The sequence below is a fragment of the Burkholderia sp. Bp8991 genome (genome assembly GCF_003853795.1).
In the GTDB taxonomy this organism is placed as follows: Bacteria; Pseudomonadota; Gammaproteobacteria; order Burkholderiales; family Burkholderiaceae; genus Burkholderia.
The window spans coordinates 43,933-61,190 of record NZ_QTQJ01000042.1 but is presented as its reverse complement, the minus strand read 5'-3'; the positions used below and the strand labels follow the sequence as shown (position 1 = coordinate 61,190).

General features: G+C 67.3%; 17 protein-coding genes. 8 read left to right on the top strand and 9 right to left on the bottom strand.

Features of this window, described 5'->3' with window-relative positions; translation table 11 throughout:
- Positions 1 to 521: 521 nt before the first annotated feature.
- Positions 522 to 1,241, bottom strand: a complete 720-nt coding sequence (locus DIE02_RS31905; RefSeq protein ID WP_124485390.1) for a response regulator transcription factor — start codon at positions 1,239 to 1,241, stop codon at positions 522 to 524.
- A 375-nt stretch (positions 1,242 to 1,616) separates the two neighbouring features.
- On the opposite strand from DIE02_RS31905, the gene DIE02_RS31900 reads away from it, so the two are divergent.
- Positions 1,617 to 2,108, top strand: a complete 492-nt coding sequence (locus DIE02_RS31900) for a hypothetical protein (RefSeq protein ID WP_044846642.1) — start codon at positions 1,617 to 1,619, stop codon at positions 2,106 to 2,108.
- Positions 2,109 to 2,170: 62 nt separating this feature from the next.
- Here the strand turns inward: DIE02_RS31900 and DIE02_RS31895 are convergent, their stop codons facing one another.
- The 6 genes from DIE02_RS31895 to DIE02_RS31870 form a co-directional block, all read right to left on the bottom strand.
- A complete protein-coding gene (locus tag DIE02_RS31895) occupies positions 2,171 to 3,592 on the bottom strand; it encodes a sigma-54 dependent transcriptional regulator (RefSeq protein ID WP_124485389.1) in 1,422 nt (473 codons plus the stop codon).
- 112 nt (positions 3,593 to 3,704) lie between these two features.
- Positions 3,705 to 4,289 (bottom strand): hypothetical protein, encoded by a 585-nt coding sequence (locus DIE02_RS31890; RefSeq protein WP_124485388.1) that lies wholly within the window; start codon positions 4,287 to 4,289, stop codon positions 3,705 to 3,707.
- A 155-nt stretch (positions 4,290 to 4,444) separates the two neighbouring features.
- Positions 4,445 to 6,001, bottom strand: coding sequence for a chemotaxis protein CheA (locus DIE02_RS31885; RefSeq protein ID WP_124485387.1), 1,557 nt, complete (start codon positions 5,999 to 6,001; stop codon positions 4,445 to 4,447).
- A gap of 44 nt (positions 6,002 to 6,045) precedes the next feature.
- The gene (locus tag DIE02_RS31880) at positions 6,046 to 6,318 is read right to left on the bottom strand and encodes a hypothetical protein (RefSeq protein ID WP_124485386.1); all 273 of its coding nucleotides are present in this window, start codon (positions 6,316 to 6,318) and stop codon (positions 6,046 to 6,048) included.
- 72 nt (positions 6,319 to 6,390) lie between these two features.
- Entirely contained in the window at positions 6,391 to 6,981 is a 591-nt protein-coding gene (locus DIE02_RS31875) for a hypothetical protein (RefSeq protein ID WP_124485385.1), read from the bottom strand.
- Between the two features lie 111 nt (positions 6,982 to 7,092).
- Positions 7,093 to 7,416: a hypothetical protein gene (locus DIE02_RS31870; protein ID WP_124485384.1), complete on the bottom strand. Its 324-nt coding sequence runs from the start codon at positions 7,414 to 7,416 to the stop codon at positions 7,093 to 7,095.
- A 774-nt stretch (positions 7,417 to 8,190) separates the two neighbouring features.
- Between DIE02_RS31870 and DIE02_RS31860 the strand changes: the two genes are divergently transcribed.
- Positions 8,191 to 8,550, top strand: a complete 360-nt coding sequence (locus DIE02_RS31860; RefSeq protein WP_124485382.1) for a hypothetical protein — start codon at positions 8,191 to 8,193, stop codon at positions 8,548 to 8,550.
- On the opposite strand, the gene DIE02_RS31855 is transcribed toward DIE02_RS31860, so the two are convergent.
- Together DIE02_RS31855 and DIE02_RS31850 are read right to left on the bottom strand one after the other, a co-directional pair.
- Positions 8,541 to 9,236, bottom strand: coding sequence for a hypothetical protein (locus DIE02_RS31855; RefSeq protein WP_124485381.1), 696 nt, complete (start codon positions 9,234 to 9,236; stop codon positions 8,541 to 8,543). The genes DIE02_RS31860 and DIE02_RS31855 overlap by 10 nt on opposite strands.
- 91 nt (positions 9,237 to 9,327) lie before the next feature.
- Positions 9,328 to 10,254, bottom strand: a complete 927-nt coding sequence (locus DIE02_RS31850) for an AraC family transcriptional regulator (protein WP_044846637.1) — start codon at positions 10,252 to 10,254, stop codon at positions 9,328 to 9,330.
- Positions 10,255 to 10,434: 180 nt separating this feature from the next.
- Here DIE02_RS31850 and DIE02_RS31845 point away from each other — a divergent pair, with 180 nt between their 5' ends.
- The 6 genes from DIE02_RS31845 (at position 10,435) to DIE02_RS31820 (ending at position 17,084) form a co-directional block, all read left to right on the top strand.
- Positions 10,435 to 10,896 carry a (2Fe-2S)-binding protein gene (locus DIE02_RS31845; RefSeq protein ID WP_044846636.1) on the top strand — a complete coding sequence of 154 codons (462 nt, stop codon included), beginning with the start codon at positions 10,435 to 10,437 and terminating at the stop codon, positions 10,894 to 10,896.
- A gap of 2 nt (positions 10,897 to 10,898) precedes the next feature.
- Complete coding sequence (locus DIE02_RS31840) at positions 10,899 to 13,109, top strand: xanthine dehydrogenase family protein molybdopterin-binding subunit (RefSeq protein ID WP_124485380.1); 2,211 nt, start codon at positions 10,899 to 10,901, stop codon at positions 13,107 to 13,109.
- Positions 13,110 to 13,581: 472 nt separating this feature from the next.
- Positions 13,582 to 13,980 carry a winged helix-turn-helix domain-containing protein gene (locus DIE02_RS31835; protein WP_044846633.1) on the top strand — a complete coding sequence of 133 codons (399 nt, stop codon included), beginning with the start codon at positions 13,582 to 13,584 and terminating at the stop codon, positions 13,978 to 13,980.
- 432 nt (positions 13,981 to 14,412) lie between these two features.
- Complete coding sequence (sctQ, locus tag DIE02_RS31830) at positions 14,413 to 15,591, top strand: type III secretion system cytoplasmic ring protein SctQ (protein WP_124485379.1); 1,179 nt, start codon at positions 14,413 to 14,415, stop codon at positions 15,589 to 15,591.
- Positions 15,592 to 15,594: 3 nt separating this feature from the next.
- A complete protein-coding gene (gene sctR, locus DIE02_RS31825) occupies positions 15,595 to 16,269 on the top strand; it encodes a type III secretion system export apparatus subunit SctR (RefSeq protein WP_124485378.1) in 675 nt (224 codons plus the stop codon).
- Complete coding sequence (locus tag DIE02_RS31820; RefSeq protein ID WP_124485377.1) at positions 16,266 to 17,084, top strand: lytic transglycosylase domain-containing protein; 819 nt, start codon at positions 16,266 to 16,268, stop codon at positions 17,082 to 17,084. The genes sctR and DIE02_RS31820 overlap by 4 nt, the downstream gene beginning before the upstream one ends.
- Positions 17,085 to 17,258: the final 174 nt, after the last annotated feature.

Sequence of the window (17,258 nt, the reverse complement as noted above, 5' to 3'; positions counted from 1 at the left end):
GCTTGAGACAGATGAGCGGCGTGTTCTTCGCAAACATCGTCACGCCTTCGACGCGGCCGACGACGATCGGCGGCGGTTCGGGTCGCGGCGCCGGCCCGTCTCGGGCTATGGCTTCAGCGCCGCGCTCCCCCGTTCGGGAGGCCGCTACCGGCCGAGCATCGTGAAATGAATCACTCATCTGCATTCCTTCATATATCTTGACCATTCTTCTTGATGAACCTCGTCGCCAGTCTCCCGAACCGGTCTGCGTCGGCCGCCGATCGCTTTCATTTACGCGCAATTCCATGCCGCACATAGCGCCGGAGCGATATCGGCGCGCGCTTCCTTTCGCCCCGACCGACGATCGTGGAAGGCATGCAAGTCGGCGCCCCGTCAATTCCCTGCATCGGTCCTTCGCAGACGTCAGCAAGACGAAGCGCCGACGCGCTGGCCAATCACGCGTCGCACCTGTCCAATATGAAGGACGACAAAACGCTTATTCCAGTCGACGCGGCCCTAAGAAGGATTCCGGAATGTCACTGCTACCGAGATAGCGCTCGTGATTCCTGTTCTCGGCTCCCCGCCTGCTCAGCACCGCCCATGCAGCCCGCAACCTTGCCGCCGTCGAGCCCCAGCGCGGCCGCTCGCTGAACCAGCTCGATGTCGTTGCTCGCGCCGAGTTTCTTCATCGCGCTGATCTTCTGCGCGCTGACCGTTTGCTTGCCCTTGTTCAGCCGCTGCGCGATCGCCTTGATCGGCATGCCGGCCAGATAGAGGCGAATCACCTCGATCTCGCGCGTCGAAAGCTTCACCGGCGGCGTATCGTGTCCGGCCAACGCATCGAGCGCGCGGCGCACAAGCGGCGACAGATAGTGACCGCCGCTGTAGCTCGAGTGAATCGCAGTGACGATATGGCCCACCTCGTCGAACTTGCTCACGAGGCTCGCGCCGACTTGCGAGAGAATCGAGCGGAAGATCACCGGGTTCTCGTTCCCGACCAACGCAACGATCCCGACGTTCGGACGCATGCGTCGCAGCCACTCGCACAGTGCGAAGCCGTTCATCTGCGCATCGCCGCGGACCGAATAATCGACCAGCGCGATGTCGCAATCGAGCGTGTCGAGGGTCGCGACGAGTTCGTCCGGCGTCCGGCAGACACCGACGAGATCGATTGCGCACACGTCGCCGGCAATGTGCTCCATGCCGGCGAGCGTCAACGGCCAGTCGTATGCAAAGATGGTGCGAATATTGAATTTCCCCATGCGCGGTTCCAGAAGGTTCACCGGGCGCGCGGCGCGGAATGCGCGTACGACCGGCGTGGCGTTGAATTTGCGAGCGAGATATTTTTATCCCGATCGTTATTCTATGAGGCGACGCTTGGACGGGATATCGGACGGTGAATAGAGCGGCCCGCGGGAACGTAGTACAAGTTTGATTTTTGGCGCCGGCCCGACCGTTTGGCTGGCATCGCCCTCGTCCTGACAGCCAACGTGACGGGTCGCACGGGCCGCACCGACGGCCCGCGGGGTAAAATTGCGGCCTTTGCATGCCATTCCGGGCGACCGGCCAGGGCAGCGCGCCGTTGCCGGCCGCGCGCCCCGCCCGTTCGCCGGCGGCCCGTACTCCCCGCTTCCTCCATGACCGAATCCGATCTGCAATCCGACGACACCACCATCCACGAAGACGGCCTCTGGCGCGACAACGGCTGGACGGCCCGCATCATCAAGAACGAAGACGACGACGGCTGGGCCGTCGAGATGATCAAGGACGGCGAAGCCGAGCCCGCGCTCGTCGGCCCGTGGACCATGGGTCGCGACAAGAAGAACCCGAAGCCGATGGATGCGAACGCGTTCCGCACGCTGGTGAAGACCGCGACCGAGGTGCTGATGCGTCACGAGCAGCAGCGCCGCGCGATGCTGCACAAGGAAGTGACGGTGCAGGACGGCGACGGGCAGGATGTGTCGGTCACGCTCGACATCGTGCCGGACGAGTTCGAGCCGTATGCGCAACTGAAGGCGTTCGACCCGTACGGCGAACTGCTGGCCGACGCGAAGGTGTCCGCCGGGTTCAAGCTCAACAAGGCCAGCGCCGCACGCTGGGTCGAATCGGGCTTCGAACGGCCGGCCTGACGCCGCGGGCCGCGGGCCAGCTGCGCGACGTCGGGCCGCGTGCCGCGCGGCCGCAACCGGCGTCAGCCGTGCAGGCCGAGCGCGGTCATCAGCCGGTACAGCGTCGCGCGCGAGATGCCGAGTTCCGCCGCGACGTCGGCATGCTGATGCCGATGCCGCAACAGCGTTTCCTCGATCGTGCGCCGCTCGGCCTGACGGCGCGATTCCGCGAGCGTCGGCGGCCGGTTCGACGTGTACTGGTTCAGTTCGAGATCGGCGGCCGAGATCAGCGGGCCGTTCGTCATCACGACCGCGAAACGGATCCGGTTGATCAGCTCGCGCACGTTGCCGGGCCACGCATAGTTGTGGATCGCCTCGATCGCGCACGGCATGAAGCCGCGAATCCGGTGCGAACTTTCGCCGCGATAGCGCCGCAACACATGATCGGCGAGCAGCATGATGTCGCGGCCGCGCGCGCGCAGCGGCGGCTCGTCGATGCGCAGCACGCACAGCCGGTAGTACAGGTCCGGGCGGAACCGCCCCGCCTGCATCGCGGACTCGAGATCGACGTGAGTCGCGGACACGATCCGCACGTCGACCGGAATCGACGCGCGCCCGCCGAGCCGCTCGATCTTGCCCTCCTGCAGGAACCGCAGCAGGCTCGCCTGGCTCTCGAACGGCATGTCGCCGATTTCGTCGAGAAACAGCGTGCCGCCGTGCGCGGCCTCGATGCGGCCGATATTGCGCTGATGCGCGCCGGTGAAGGCGCCCCGCTCATGACCGAACAGTTCGGCCTGCAGCAGCGTCGACGGAATCGCCGCGCAATTCACGGCGACGAACGGCGCGTCGGCGCGCGACGAATGCTGGTGGATCGCCGCTGCGGTCAACTCCTTGCCGGTGCCGGATTCGCCGGCGATGAACACGGTGGCCTCGGTGTTCGCGACCTTGCGGATCGTCGCGAACAGGCGGCGCATCGCGGCGCACGCGCCGATCATCACGCCGCCGGGCGGCGCGGCATCGTCGGCCGGATCGCTTTCCGCCAGTTTCAGCATCCCGTACGCATGGCCGACGAGATATCCGATCGTCGTGTAGGCCGTCGCATTGCGCACGTAGTCGAAGCAGCACTGGCGAATCAGGCGCGCGATGGTGGCATCGCGCAGCCGCTCGCCGTCGGCGAGCGCGACCCAGCCGATCCGCGGATCGCGCAGCAGCGTCTCGAACGACGCGACGTCGGGCGACGCGAATCCGTCGAAATCGACGATGCCCGCATGCAGGCGGTTCGCCTTCACGAAATTGAATGCGTCCGCAACGGATTTAGCGCGCCACACCTCCCAGCCGCGCGACGCGAGACAGTCGACGAGCCCTGCATCGGGACGCTGCGACAGATAGACGAGCGGGCGCGACGGCACGGTTAGGTGACGCCGGGTCGCAACGAACGGCGGCGCGTATGCGGCCCGTTCGTCCTCGTGCGGGCCTGACAATCTGATCTGGCAGCAATGGTTCATGATGGCCTCGCCGCATAGGGTTGTCTGACGGAGCGGGCGGCGCGAAGCGGTACGCGGCGAGCCTCCCTGCTCGCACGCGGCGCTACCGGCATGTCCGCTCCGGAAAGTTTCGTCATCGGCAGAACACGACACGCTGCGTGTAGATCTGCGGTTCGACGACGGGCAGCGCGGCCTGGTTGAGTTCCTCGCGATACGTGCGGTAGGTCTTGCCGTTCACCGTCACTTGCGTCGCGGGCGCCGTCTCGATCGTGTTCAATCCTTTGCGCCGCCAGTCGCTGACCCGCGCCGACGCGGACAGGTTCGACTCGCCGGCGATCTTCTGCGTGATCGCACTGCTGTCGCTCCACGGCTGTGTCTGCATGTCCTGCGCGTGCTGCATCGCGCCGACCGTCTTGCCGGTCGCGGTCGGCCCGTTCTGCGCTTCGAACGGCGCGCCGCGGCCGTACACCGGCGATTGCCACGACGGGGCGTGTCCCTCCTCCGGCATCATGTAGACCATCTGCGGATCGCCGACCATCATCATCGGCACGCATGCCGTGTTGTCCGCGCGGCCGAGCGTCGTCAGCGCCTGCTGGACGCTCGCGGCGTTCGCGAGGGTCTGCTCGCTCAGGATGACAAAGACCGCGGGGTTCTGGAAAACCGACTGTGCGGCGGCTTGTGTGTCGACCAGCAGCAGCGCGACCCAAAAGATCCTCATGATTGAGGCCTCCTCGTACCCTCGTCAGGCAAAAAGAGGTGTTGACCTCGGGGAGGGATCAACACCCGTCCAACTTGCACCGTGCGTCGCACAGCGGATCCCGGCGTTCCCGTGCGGCCCGGCTTGCCGGTCGCGCGGAAGCGTCGCCCGCGTGCTTACGACGATGTGCTCGTCGAGATGACGGTCGGAGCCGGCATCGCCGGCGCGGCCGGGGCGACCTGCTGGTCGGCCGCGGCCGGGGCTGGATCCGGCGCGGCCGGCATGTCGGCGGACGGCGCGGGCGCGGCGGCGGATTCGACCAAGCCGGTCGCCTTTGCGCCGACGGCTGGCGTGTCGGCAGCGGCTGCCGCCGTGGCGCGCGACGCGGCCTCCGGTGCGGGCGCTTCGGCTGCCGCCTGCGTTGCCGGCTCGGCAGCCTTCGCATCGACCGCGGGCTCGGGCGCTGCAGCGTAGGCCGGGGCCGGTGCGGCTTGCGCGGTGTCCGGCACCTTCGCGTCGACGGCAAGCGCTGCCGGGGCTTGCGCTGCGGTGTCGGTTGCAATCGGTGCCGGTTCCGGTGCCTTGTCGGCGACCGTCGACGCGGGTTCCGGCGCCATGTCAGCGGCCGCCAGCGCGGGTACCGGCGCCTTGTCCGCAACCGCTGGCGCAGATTCCGGCGCCTTGTCCGCGAAGCCCCCCGCGGCAACGATGGCGGCACCCGGCACCGCGCTCATCGCAGCCGGTGCAACGGCAGGCGCAGCACTCACCGCCGGTGCTGCCGCGGCAACCGGCGCGGTGACGACGGCAGGCACGACGGCAGCCGCTTGCGATGCCTTCACGGCGGCCGCCTGCGTCGCGGCAGGCACCGCGCTGACCGCCGGCGCGACCATCGACGGCGCGGGCACCGGAACCGGAATCGGCGCCGCCTGGACCGCGGTCGTCGCCACCGGGCGCGTCAGCACGGGCGCGGCGGCATCGAGCGGCGGCAGGCCCATGCGATTGCGCACGAGCGGATCGCGATACTTCACGTCGTCGGCGACGGTCGCTTCGGCGGACGGCGCCACATTCGAGCGCGCGAGCGGCGTAGTCGTGCCCGGGCACAGATGCCCGGTCGCTTCCACCGCGCGCCGGTTCGCATCGCTCTGGCAGAGCAGCGCGAGCGCGACGTCGGTCAGCCCCATCGCGCGGAATTCCCGCGCATCGAGACGACGCACGCACGCCTGGTCGACCAGGGTCGTGCCGCCCGTCGCGCCGAAGCCCGGGAACGACACGCCGACGCTCACCGAGCCCATGCAGGTATCGGACAGCGTGGTCGTGAGCCCGGGCGCCTGGATCGACGGGTTCGTCTTGATCGTCTGGGTACCCGAATAGTTGACGTTTTCCGACGTCTGGGTGTTGTAGGGATTGGTGCCGGGCGAGCCGGCCGACTGGAGCGAGCTCACGCTCTGCGGCGTCACGTTCGAGCCGCCGCTCGTGCCGGATGGCATCGTAACGTTCACGTTCACGCTCGAATTGCCGCTGCCGCGCACGCCGCTCGTGCTGGCACTGCTGGCGTTGCCGCCGCGCGAACTGGTGACATTCGTGTTCATGCTCGAGCCGCCGCCCTGGCTGATCGCCGTCGACGACGTCGAGGACTGCGAACTTGAAGTCGAGTCGGCAGTCTGCGCCTGGGCACCGATCGCGGCCATCGCGAACATTGCGGCACATGCCGCCCTGATCTTGTTGCTGTTCATTTCACTCTCCGGACGAGGTTTGACCTCCGACCCAGGCAACCGCACTAATTCCCCCGAATGCCTTCAGCTTTGCCCGCTTCCCCGAACTGCTTCCAGCCGCTACCCAGCTGGGACCACGAACCGCCCGACATTCCCGGCCACGCCAGGGAATCCGGTGCGCCGATGGCACTGCCCGACGAAAGCGTGTGTTGTTCTGACGGATTGGTTGCAGGGTTCGACGTCTGCAAATTTGATTGCACGTCCTGGGCAGCGCGGTCAGCGCAATATGCCGTCAGAGACGCGAGCATCAGAGCGGCGGCAATCAGGTTCTGCTTCATGCCAACTCCTTACTTGAACAACAGTGCGGAAAAGAGACCAGCGTCGCTGGGAAACTGGTCCCCCGCACCCGACTAGTGACTGCTCCCGGTCGCGCTCGAACTCCCCTGGCTTCCGCCCGATGCAGACGGCGAACCGGCCGGACCGGTACTCCACACGGTCGACGCGTTGTAGTGATTCGAACCCGCGATCGCGCCCGACCCACCGCTGCCCGTCAACCCGGCAGCACCCGCGTTGGCGATACCCTGGTCGTTCCCGCCGCTGGCCGTGTAGTGGTTCGCGCCGAGGACGATCGTGGCGGTCACCCCTCCCGACAGCGCATTCGCGTTCTCGTTCGTGCTGCTGTTTCCACCGTACGAACCTGCGGCACCGATACCGCCGCCTGCCGCGAACGCGCCCCCGTTCGAGCCCCAGCCGCTGGCCGTCGAAGTCGAGTTGTGGAAGGCCGATGCCGTGCCGGTGGAACCAGCGGGTGTCACGGTACTTCCTGCGCTTGCGCCCGCGACCGAATTCGAATTGCTCGTATAGCTGCCTGAGCCGACCAGCACCGAACCGGACACACCCGCTGCAACGGATTGCGTCTGGTTGGTCGTGGACGGACCGGCGGCCAATACGGCCGACGAAAGGACGGTGAGCGCTGTCGCTAAAATGACTTTGGCTTTCATAGCAATTCCTTGCCGTGAGAAAGTTTGGTGGCGAGGTCGCCGGGCTCGCCCTCGCGAAACGAAACCCGGCGTCCGTGCCACCAGCCAATGACGAACGCTGCGCGCCGCGGCTCAGTGGTGATACGTCCAGCCGATCGAGCCGGCATTCGCACCGCTGTTGCCGCCCGCTTGCGCGCCGCCGAAGCCGAAGCCGCCCACCGTCGACGTTTGGACGTGGCTCGTGTACGAGATCGAACCGCTGCTGCCGCCGCCAGCCGTGGCACCGGCTGCGCCGAGTGCGGCACCCGAATCGGTCGCGGTGAAATGGCCGAATCCGGCAACCCCGGCAATCGTCGAGCCGCCGCTCGACGAATTGCTGGTCGATACCGTGCCGCTGCCGGCGAATGCTGCACCCGAAACCGCCAGAACTGCGACTGCAATCAGAAGCTTCTTCATGGTCGACTCCATAACGGCGTGGACGGAACAAGCGAGGAAAGCTGCACGCCTTCAACTTTCCAGCCCTGAGCAATCCCCATAACATAAGGATCACTATCTAATTACAAAGAATTTATTCATCTCGAATCCGATGGCCGCGCAATTTTTCGGCGATCCGAATCCTGGTTTCATATTTTTTTAGTTTTCCGAAATTTTTATATTTATTCTCGATATGAGTTATCGATCATTTATCAATCGGAAAACGAATCGACGCACGCACCCGGAAACAGGCATTCGCCATTCGGGATCAGTCGTTTTCGAAATTTGCTTACACGGCATACCGGCACATGGCATCCGCTTCAGCGATCGAAAATGCGTGAGTACAGTTATCTACCGTGAATGCAGTGCCATCGAAAACATGCGCGTTATCGCGGCGATAACGGGCCTGCATTACAGTCAGGCGGCATCGCTTCTCCCTGGGCTACCGATCAAAGATCTTCCGGGCAATCCGGCCGACGGGTATGCGAGCTAGTCCAGCCACCGCAGGCATCGACCCGGCGCAGCGGATACGGCTCGGCACGAGCGGAAACGATTCGGCGTCGAGCCGTCCGGCACGGACAGCATGGCCCATCCGGACGAGCTGAATGAAGGGGAGCACGGCTGTCGGCCGGTTGTCGTGAGAAACGACAGGCGGTCCAGCACGCGCAACGCGCGGATACCGGGAAACCGGCAACGAACCCGCGAAGCTGGCACTGCATCGCGAGTCCTGTTCCGAGCTGTCCGACTACCCCACGGGTGCGCAAGGAATGCGCGCATCAAGTTGTTGCTTCTGGTCTTCATCGCTATTTCCCCGACTGCTTATTGACGAACGGGCCGCCCCCCATCTTTGTTGCATCAGGTCGACCGCTCGCCGGTGCGTCCAATATCGCAAACGGCATGCCATGCGTGATTCCACCGATGGTTGCGCGTCGCGTATCGTTCGCGGCGCCCGCAATATCGCCGGGAATCGAATTTTTTGTTTCAGGAATGTATCGCGATAACGCTCGGCAGCACGCGCCGATCATCGAATGGCGCGAAGCAATGCCGGAAAAGGCGGACGAACGCGGCCCGCGGGGCCGCGCGCAAGGCGGTGTCGAACGGATGTTTCATACTTGAGAACTGCACCGTCGCATATCCCGGCCGATGTACATTTCGGCCCCGGCAAACCCCCTGCCGCAGCCCGTTCGGCAGCCTTCCCGTACGCGAAAAAATCGTGAATCGAAGCGCGCGACAACCGGTTCTGCGGGACCCGCGCGGCCGACATCGCTATCGTTCCGGACGTGCGCACCCGCCGCCGCGAAACGCAATTGATTCATCCGTGAAAATACCGACGATATCGAGCATCGGCCGGCGATGCGAACGCGCGGCAAAAACCGGTAAATACGACGCAAGCCGACATGGCTTTCACGCCGCATATCGGAAAAAACGACGGCAGGTGCGCCATGCGGCCTTGAACACACTTTATCGATTTTTACTGTTTTCCTTCGATTCACCGACATCCAGTACCGGCAACCATCGTGCTCCAACGGATGGGATGAGAACACGCGCTGCGCGCGAGAAACATTTTCGAATCGAGTTCGACTGCGAATCTCATCGCGCGAAACATGGTCGTGAAACGCGCGATCCATGCAGAATGTGCGGGGCGGAGCGGCGTTATTGCGCGTTTCGGCCCGTCGGTTCGCATCCTGCCGGCATTTTCCGTATCGGTTCGCCCGTTTCCGGGATGCATGCTTGAAACAGAAGTTCGTGCGCGGCGCGGCGGCACGCTCCGCTGTCCCGTTGCGCCTGCGTGCGGCGGCCATGGCACATCGATTGCGTGTCATCCCGTTCCGGCGAGCCGCGCATCGCGCGACGAAGCCAGGCCGGATGCGGTCGACACGACCGGCACCGCCGTCAGGTGCCGAGCAATTCCTTCTTGCGCAGATGCACGACATCGCGCATCGGCGGCGCGCCGAACAGCCGGCTGTATTCGCGGCTGAACTGCGACGCGCTTTCATAGCCGACGGTTGCCGCCACCGACCCGACGTCGCCGCCCTGCCGCAACAGCAAACGCCGCGCCTCGTGCAGCCGCAGCTGCTTCTGGTACTGCAGCGGACTCAGCGTGGTCACGTGCTTGAAGTGATGGTGCAGCGACGACACGCTCATGTTGACCGCCTGTGCGAGCGTGTCGACGCGCATCGGCTCCGCGTAGTGATCGCGGATCCATTCGATCGCTCGCGCGATCCGGTGCGTCTGGCTGCTCGCGACGGCCATGTGCCGCAGCCGCGTGCCCTGCCCGCTCGTCATCAGCCGGTACAGCAGTTCCTTTTCGATCAGCGGCGCGATCACCGGAATGTCGGCCGGCGTATCGAGCAGCCGCAACAGCCGCAGCGCGGCATCGAGCAGCGGCGGCGTCAACTCGGCGAGCGCGATGCCCTCGCCTTCCGGGCCCGCATCGGGCTCGGGCAGCCGCATCTCGGCCGCGAGTTCGACGATGCGCTGCAGATCGAGCGTGAGCGACAGGCACAGGTAAGGCGCGTCGGGCGACGCCTGCGTGACGCGCGAGAGGATCGGCAAGTCGATCGACGTAATCAGGCAATTGCGCGTGTCGTATTCGTAGGCCTGGCCGGCCACGATCACGCGCTTCGCGCCCTGCGCGGCGATCACGAGCGCGGCACGCGACACGCCGCAGCCGAGATCGACCGGATGCGCATGCCGATGCAGCATCAGCGCCGGCACGGCCGTGGAGTGGGAGCCGTCCGTCGGCGCGAAACGGCCGATCAGCGACGCCAGTTCGCGCCGCCCGGATTCGCGCGACGCCGCGATATCGGTCATGTCCATGACGGATTCCTCGCCTCATTTCCCTGAATCGCGGGAGCATAGCGAATCGCTCGCCGCCGCGCCGGGGATTTGCAGGATTGTTCAATAAATTTGCAGGATTGGGTAGACGTAAAAATCGGCCGTTCGCGCACACTGCCACCTGATCCGGCGCATGCCGGGTTTTCCCCACGGAGACAAAAAATGCCCACCACGTTTGTCCTGAACGGCAAGAGTGTCACGCTCGACGCCGATCCGTCGATGCCCGTCCTCTGGGCAATCCGCGAGCACGCGGGGCTGACCGGCACGAAGTTCGGCTGCGGCATGGCGCAGTGCGGCGCGTGCACCGTCCATCTCGAAGGCCAGGCCGTGCGCTCGTGCGTGCTGCCGCTCGCCGGCATCGCGGGCAAGCACATCACGACGATCGAAGGCCTCGAGAGCAAACCCGCGCAGGCCGTGCAGGCCGCCTGGGTGAAGCTGCAGGTGCCGCAGTGCGGCTATTGCCAGTCCGGCCAGATCATGTCGGCAACCGCCCTGCTCGAACAGAACCCGAAGCCGACCGACGCGGACATCGACGCCGCGATGAACGGCAACATCTGCCGCTGTGCGACCTACGCCCGGATCCGGGCCGCGATCCACGACGCGGCCGCGACGCTGGGAGCCTGACCATGACGATCGAACTCGACAACGCCGGCTCGGTGCGACCGTCGCGCCGCACGTTCCTGAAGGCCGCGGGTGCCGCGGCCGCCGTCAGCCTGACGATCGGCTTCGAATGGGCCGGCCTCGGCCGCCGCGCGCTCGCCGCGACGGCGGCCGCCGCCGACTTCGCGCCGAATGCATTCCTGCGCATCACGCCCGACGGCACGGTCACGGTCATCGCAAAACATGTCGAAATGGGCCAGGGCGCGTACACGGGCATCGCGACGATCGTCGCCGAGGAACTCGACGCGGACTGGTCGAGCGTGCGCGTCGAAAGCGCACCGGCCGATGCGAAGCGCTATGCGAACCTCGCGTTCGGCACGATGCAGGGCACGGGCGGCAGCTCGGCCATGTCGAACTCGTGGCAGCAATTGCGCGAAGCGGGCGGCAAGGCCCGCGCGATGCTCGTGTCGGCCGCGGCGGCGCGCTGGAAGGTGCCGGCCGGCGAACTGACCACCGCCAACGGCGTCGTCACGCATGCGAAGAGCGGCAAGACGGCCGCCTACGGCACGCTCGTCGCCGACGCGTCGAAACTGCCGGTGCCCGACAAGGTCACGCTGAAGCAGCCGGCCGACTTCAAGCTGATCGGCCATCGCATTGCGCGCGTCGACGGGTCGGCCAAGTCGAACGGCACCGCGCATTTCACGCTCGACACGACCTTCCCCGGCATGCGCGTCGCGCTGCTGCAGCGCCCGCCGCGCTTCGGCGCGACGGTCAAGTCATTCGACGCGACGGCCGCGAAGGCCGTGCCGGGCGTGGTGTCGGTCGTGCAGGTGCCGGGCGGCGTCGCGGTCGTCGCGAACGGTTTCTGGGCCGCGAAGCAGGGCCGCGACGCGCTGAAGGTCGACTGGGACGAAACCAACGCCGAAAAGCGCAGCTCGGACCAGCTCATGCGCGAGTACCGGCAGCTCGCCGCGCAGCCCGGCGCGTCGGCCCGCAAGGACGGCGATGCCGACGCGGCGATCGCGGGCGCCGCGCGCAAGGTCAGCGCGACCTACGAATTTCCGTATCTCGCGCACGCGCCGATGGAGCCGCTCGACGCGGTCGTCAAGCTGAGCGCGAACAGCTGCGAGATCTGGGCCGGCGACCAGTTCCAGACGGTCGACCAAGGCAACGCCGCAAGGGTCGCGGGCCTGAAGCCCGAGCAGGTGCAGATTCACACGCTGTACGCGGGCGGCAGCTTCGGCCGGCGCGCGAACGCGTGGTCGGACTACGTGGTCGAGGCCGTGTCGATCGCGAAGGCGCTCGGCGCGGACGGCAAGCCGGTCAAGCTGCAGTGGACGCGCGAGGACGACATCCAGGGCGGCTTCTATCGCCCGATGTACTTCCACAAGCTCGACGCGGGGCTGACCGCGGACGGCCGGCTGGTCGGCTGGCGCCACCGGATCGTCGGCCAGTCGATCCTCGCCGGCACGCCGTTCGAGGCGTTCATGGTCAAGGACGGAATCGACGCGACGTCGGTCGAGGGTGCGGCGAACCTGCCGTACGCAGTGCCGAACGTGTCGGTCGAACTGACCACCACCAAGGTCGGCCTGCCCGTGCTGTGGTGGCGCGTGGTCGGCAGCTCGCACACGGCCTACGCGGTCGAGGCGTTCATCGACGAAGCCGCGCACGCGGCGGGCAAGGATCCGTACCTGTTCCGCCGCGACCTGCTCGCGAAGGAGCCGCGGATGCGCGCGGTGCTCGAGCTGGCCGCGCAGAAGGCCGGCTGGGATCCGGCGAAACCGCTGCCGAAGGGCCGCGGGCGCGGGATCGCGGTGGCCGAGGCGTTCAAGAGCTACGTCGCGCAGGTCGCGGAAGTGTCGGTCGACGCCGACGGCAAGGTGAAGGTCGAGCGCGTGGTGTGCGCGGTTGACTGCGGAATCGCGATCAATCCCGACATCGTCGCCGCGCAGATGGAAGGCGGCATCGGCTTCGGGCTCGGCGCGGCGCTGCACAGCGCAATCACGCTGAAGGACGGCCATGTCGAGCAGCGCAACTTCGACGGCTATCACGTGCTGCGGATGGCGGAGATGCCGAAGGTCGAGGTGCATATCGTGCCGTCGGCCGAGGCGCCGACGGGCGTCGGCGAGCCGGGTGTCGCTCCGGTCGGGCCGGCGGTCGCCAACGCGATCTTCGCGGCGACCGGCAAGCGGCATTACGTGCTGCCGTTCGATTCGGGCGATACGGCGAAGGCTTGACGGGCGGAACGAAGAGACGCCGGGCCGGCCGCGTGACGGGAACGTTGCGCGGCCGGTTTTTTATTGCCGAGCCTGCGGCTTCCAATGTAGGGTTCCAAGTCGGCAAAAATCTTCTGCAAACCATTGATTCACTTATAAAAACGGCTAACCCGGGTAGGGTTCGATGTAGGGTTCGCCATCCGCCCGAAACCCCGTTCGCGCTGGGCGAACCCCGCGTTCCGCACGTTACGCCGCCCGTAACGTCCGTAACGCCCGTAACGTTCCCGCCGGATGCTACGTAACAATCCTTCAATGTTGCTCCGACCCTTCCGAAGCACACCACACGCCCCACGTTAAAAATTCTTTTAGATTCAAGGCCGGCGCGCCGCCCACCCCGCTCCGACCGCCCGTCGATTCCTGTCAGTCCGCCCCTGGCCCGGAAGTTGCGGTACATGACTCGCAAACACTCCTTTACGGACATGCGAGGGCCAACATGGATTGCAAATACCTGTACATCGACAACATAAAAATCAACTTCGTGCGCCGCACGATCGAAATCGACAACAAAGTCGTCGACGTCACGCCGCGTGAATTCGATGTCGTCGAATTCCTGCTCGACAACATGAACAAGATCGTGCCGCGGCAAGCGATCCAGGAAGCGGTCTGGGGCCGCGAGCTCGGCGTGTCGTCGCGCACGCTCGACACCCATATCTCGCGCATCCGTTCGAAGCTGCAGCTCGATCACGACAAGAACCTGCGGATCATCCCGATCTATGCGGTCGGCTATCGGCTGGTGCTGTTCGGCGCGGCCATGACGCACGTCGAACGCCACGATGTGGCGCCGATCCTGCGCGCCGCACCCCAGCAGGCGCTGGCCGCCGACTACGCGTAACGCGTAGCGGCTCACCCGCGCGCCGCCGCAGCGCGGCGCGCCGGCAAGGCTCCTCCACGGCGCTGCACGCGCGACCCGGAGCGTCTCGTGGCCGGGCACGCCTTCCCCGCCGCGACACGACCGCCGCCATCGGGCGGCGGCCGCGTTTGCGGCAGTCGCATGCAAGCGCGCGTGCCGTCGATTAGCGGCTGCGCTATCGCACGCCACGCCGCCGCGACACCGCGCCGACCCACCACCGCCCCGCCACGCCCCCCCGACAAAAGGCTTCGTAGCTCGCCGCCACCCGCGCGGCCCCGCGCTGGACACGACTACGGATTCCGGCGCGGCACGCGGCCGGCGGCGTCCCTACAATCGACGCAGCAGCCGCGCGCCCCCTGCGCCGCCGGCCACAACAACCCGTCGAACCAACGCCGAATCCGCCCTGATCCCGCCGTGCCTGCGCTGTCCCTGACGAATGCCGACGCCGGCGACGCCGCGAATCGGGCTCCGCCCGCCGCCGCCACCCCGGCCGCCGCCGCGCCCGCCATCCCGCCCCCGCCGGCCGCGGTCGCGCTCGACGCGTCGCCCTGGCTGCCGCGCCTGTCCGCCGCCGCCGCGCGCGGGCTGTCGCATGCGTACGGCGCGACGGCCGCGGTCCCGGTCACGCTCGGCGAACACGCGTACGAGGTGCGCTGGCGCGCCGATGCCGAACCGGCCGCCGACGCGCATGCCTACCGCTTCGTCATCGGCCCGGCCGCCGGCACGCTGTGGATCGATCCGGTCGCGGAAAGCGCATGGCTCGGCGACGCGGCCGACCCGGCCGTGCCGGCCGTGATCCGCGCGGCGCTGCTCGCCGACCTCGCCGCGCCGCTCTCGGCCGTATTGCAGGCCGCGACGCGGCAGCGCGTGGAATTGCTGCCGCCGCCGGCGAGCGTGCCCGCGTGGCGCACCGCGCCGGCCGCGCTGCGCTTCGAGCTGCGTCGCGCCGACGGGGCCTGGCGCTGCCACGGCGCGCTGCTGTTCGATGCGCCGGACGCGCTCGCGGTGTTCTTTGCAGCACCGACGCCGGCGGCCGCGCGGCCCGACACCCGCGCCGCGTATGCGGGCCTGCCGGTGCCGCTGGTATTCGAGATCGGCCGGACCGAGCTGACGATGGCCGAACTGGCCGACGTCGTCGGTGGCGACATCATCGCGATCGAACGCTGGCGCGCGCACGAGCAGAACCTGCTGTGCGTCGCGCGGGTGCCGGCCGCGCCGGCGTGGGAGATCACCGGACGGCCGTCGGGCAACCGGCTGACCGTCGAACGAATCAGGGAGATGCCTTTGGAACCGACCCGCACCGACACCCCGCCCGCGAGCGCGCACGATGCGCCGCCCGACGATGCGCCGCGCTCGCTCGACGGCCTCGCGGTCGACCTGCGTTTCGAATTGCCGCCCACATCGATCCCGCTCGGCGAACTCGGCGCACTGCAGCCGGGCGCGGTGATCGAGCTGCAGCAAGGCATCAACCAGAGCGTGATCCATCTCGTCGCGAACGGGATGCTGATCGGCACCGGCCACCTGATCGCGGTCGGCCAGAAGCTCGGCGTGCGCGTCGTCACGCTGACGCAGCCCGCGCCGCGCGAGCGCTGAACGATGGGCAGCCTGCCGAATCCGGTCGCGCTGATCGCGGTGATCGCCGCGCTCGGCATCGCGCCGTTCGCCGCGCTGATGGTGACGAGCTATACGAAGCTCGTGGTCGTGCTTGGCCTGCTGCGCTCCGCGCTCGGAATCCAGCAGGTGCCGCCGAACCTCGTGCTGAACGGCATCGCGCTGATCCTGTCGCTGTTCATCATGGCGCCGGTCGGGATGTCGATCCGCGACGCGCTGCAGGCACGCCACTTCGACGCGTCGGGGCAGCTGTCGACCGCCGATATCGGCGCGCTCGCCGATGCCGCGCTGCCGCCGGTCAAGGATTTCCTGGTGTCGCACACGCGGCAGCGCGATCGCGAATTCTTCGTGCGCACGGCAACCTCGGTCTGGCCGAAGAACCGCGCGGACGGCATCAAGGACGACGACCTGCTCGTGCTGGTGCCGAGCTTCACGCTCGCCGAGCTGACCAAGGCATTCCAGATCGGCTTCGTGATCTACATCGTGTTCATCGTCGTCGACCTGCTGGTCGCAAACATCCTGCTCGCGCTCGGGATGCAGATGATCTCGCCGACGACGATCTCGGTGCCGTTCAAGCTGCTGCTGTTCGTCGCGCTCGACGGCTGGTCGCTGCTCGTGCACGGGCTCGTGCTGTCGTACCGCGTATCGGGGGCGGGATGAACGCGCGCGCGTTGCGCAGCGTCGTGCCGAACCTGCGCGCAGTGATCGCGCCGGCCGTGCTGATCGCGCTGGCGTTGACGCTCGCCGGCGCGGGCCTGCAGCCGCGCAGCGCGCACGCGGCCGGCAGCGCCGCCGGCTTCGCGCAGCTCGCGCGCGCGTGCGCGCCGAACGTCGATCCCGACACGCTCGCCGCGCTGGTGCGCACCGAATCCGGTTTCAACCCGTATGCGATCGGCGTGGTCGGCGGCCACCTGACGCGCCAGCCCGCGTCGCTCGACGAAGCGCGCGCGACCACGAGCGAGCTGGCCGCGCGCGGCTTCAGCTACAGTGTCGGCCTAGCTCAGGTGAACGAACGAAACTTCGCGAAATACGGCCTCGACGACACGACGATGTTCGAACCGTGCCGCAACCTGCGGGCGGGCGGCGCGATCCTGACCGAATGCTTCGCGCGCTCGTCGAATACCGGCCGTCCCGCGCAGGCCGCGTTGCGCGCGGCGCTGTCGTGCTACTACAGCGGCAACTTCACGACCGGGTTCTCGAGCGGCTACGTGAGCCGCGTCGTCGCGAGCGCGCGGCGCAATGCGCGCGAAGGCGGCGTCGAGCCGATTCCGGTGGTGAGCGATACGCCGCCGCCCGCGCGACAACGGCGCATGGACGCGGCCGCGACCACGCCGCCCGAACGCGCGCGCAGGCTCGCGTCGCCCGCGGCCTCCGCCGACGCGCCGTCGTGCCATGCGCGCCCGGTCGTGATGATGTGCCGCGGCTTGCCGGCGAGCCAGGCGAAGCGGCTGTGCGTGCGCTGTCTCGATCAGTGAGCGTCGACGCGACGCCGGCATGACGTGCATCGGATGACGCGGCGTGCCGCGTCGCCCTGCTTCATGCGGCGCGCTGTGCCTCCAGCCGTGCCCGGAACTTCCGAACCGCGCCGCGTCATCCCGCTTCATGCAGCGCGCTGTGCCTCCAAGCGTGCGCGAAACTTCGGCACCGCC

What these genes read in the sequence shown, in the direction of transcription:
- DIE02_RS31905 (WP_124485390.1), bottom strand. Translation starts at nt 1,241, where the DNA reads ATGGGGAAATTCAATATTCGCACCATCTTTGCATACGACTGGCCGTTG.
- DIE02_RS31900 (WP_044846642.1), top strand. Translation starts at nt 1,617, where the DNA reads ATGACCGAATCCGATCTGCAATCCGACGACACCACCATCCACGAAGAC.
- DIE02_RS31895 (WP_124485389.1), bottom strand. Translation starts at nt 3,592, where the DNA reads ATGAACCATTGCTGCCAGATCAGATTGTCAGGCCCGCACGAGGACGAA.
- DIE02_RS31890 (WP_124485388.1), bottom strand. Translation starts at nt 4,289, where the DNA reads ATGAGGATCTTTTGGGTCGCGCTGCTGCTGGTCGACACACAAGCCGCC.
- DIE02_RS31885 (WP_124485387.1), bottom strand. Translation starts at nt 6,001, where the DNA reads ATGAACAGCAACAAGATCAGGGCGGCATGTGCCGCAATGTTCGCGATG.
- DIE02_RS31880 (WP_124485386.1), bottom strand. Translation starts at nt 6,318, where the DNA reads ATGAAGCAGAACCTGATTGCCGCCGCTCTGATGCTCGCGTCTCTGACG.
- DIE02_RS31875 (WP_124485385.1), bottom strand. Translation starts at nt 6,981, where the DNA reads ATGAAAGCCAAAGTCATTTTAGCGACAGCGCTCACCGTCCTTTCGTCG.
- DIE02_RS31870 (WP_124485384.1), bottom strand. Translation starts at nt 7,416, where the DNA reads ATGAAGAAGCTTCTGATTGCAGTCGCAGTTCTGGCGGTTTCGGGTGCA.
- DIE02_RS31855 (WP_124485381.1), bottom strand. Translation starts at nt 9,236, where the DNA reads ATGGCCGCCGCACGCAGGCGCAACGGGACAGCGGAGCGTGCCGCCGCG.
- DIE02_RS31850 (WP_044846637.1), bottom strand. Translation starts at nt 10,254, where the DNA reads ATGGACATGACCGATATCGCGGCGTCGCGCGAATCCGGGCGGCGCGAA.
- DIE02_RS31845 (WP_044846636.1), top strand. Translation starts at nt 10,435, where the DNA reads ATGCCCACCACGTTTGTCCTGAACGGCAAGAGTGTCACGCTCGACGCC.
- DIE02_RS31840 (WP_124485380.1), top strand. Translation starts at nt 10,899, where the DNA reads ATGACGATCGAACTCGACAACGCCGGCTCGGTGCGACCGTCGCGCCGC.
- DIE02_RS31835 (WP_044846633.1), top strand. Translation starts at nt 13,582, where the DNA reads ATGGATTGCAAATACCTGTACATCGACAACATAAAAATCAACTTCGTG.
- sctR (WP_124485378.1), top strand. Translation starts at nt 15,595, where the DNA reads ATGGGCAGCCTGCCGAATCCGGTCGCGCTGATCGCGGTGATCGCCGCG.
- DIE02_RS31820 (WP_124485377.1), top strand. Translation starts at nt 16,266, where the DNA reads ATGAACGCGCGCGCGTTGCGCAGCGTCGTGCCGAACCTGCGCGCAGTG.